This window comes from Bradyrhizobium sp. Arg237L (genome assembly GCF_029990105.1).
Lineage (GTDB): Bacteria > Pseudomonadota > Alphaproteobacteria > Rhizobiales > Xanthobacteraceae > Bradyrhizobium.
Window position 1 is genome coordinate 1 of record NZ_JAQMIL010000214.1, and the last position, 535, is coordinate 535.

Annotated in this window: 1 protein-coding gene; it reads left to right on the forward strand. The window is 66.0% G+C overall.

Going from position 1 to position 535, the window contains the following annotated elements:
• The coding region (locus tag OZ411_RS43040) for a LysR family transcriptional regulator (protein ID WP_282532817.1) at positions 1 to 535 on the forward strand (535 nt) is incomplete at both ends.

A 535-nucleotide genomic window follows, 5' to 3' on the forward strand; every position in this document is an offset into this window, starting at 1 on the left:
TGGAGACGCGCGTCTTCGGGCGCGACCAGAGCGTGCGCGGGCGTCTGCGGGTGACGCTGGCGCCGCCGCTCGCGACACACCTGCTCATGCCGGACTTCGCGGATTTCGCGCGTCTGCATCCGGACATCGAGATGGAAATCCTGTCGTTCGGCGAGCTGGCAAATCTGACCAACCGGGAGGCCGACGTGGCGATCCGCGTCGTCTACGACCGCAAAACCCTGCCGCTCAATCTTCACGGCCTGAAGGGACCGGAGCTGTTCGGCGGCGTCTACATGTCCCGCGATCGACTGGCCGCGTGGCGTGCGGGCGCGCCTGATCCCATCCGCTGGATCGTCATCAGCATTCATGGAATTCCGGATTGGGCCAGCGAGGGTGAGGTTCGTACCACGGGGGTTCCATTCAGGACCAGTGACGCCGGGGCGCAGATCGTTGCTGTACGGCACGGACTCGGGATCACGACACTGCCGTGCTTCGTCGGCGATGCCGACCCGCTGCTGGTGAGGGTGCCGGGCACCGACCTGCACATGTACGGAAC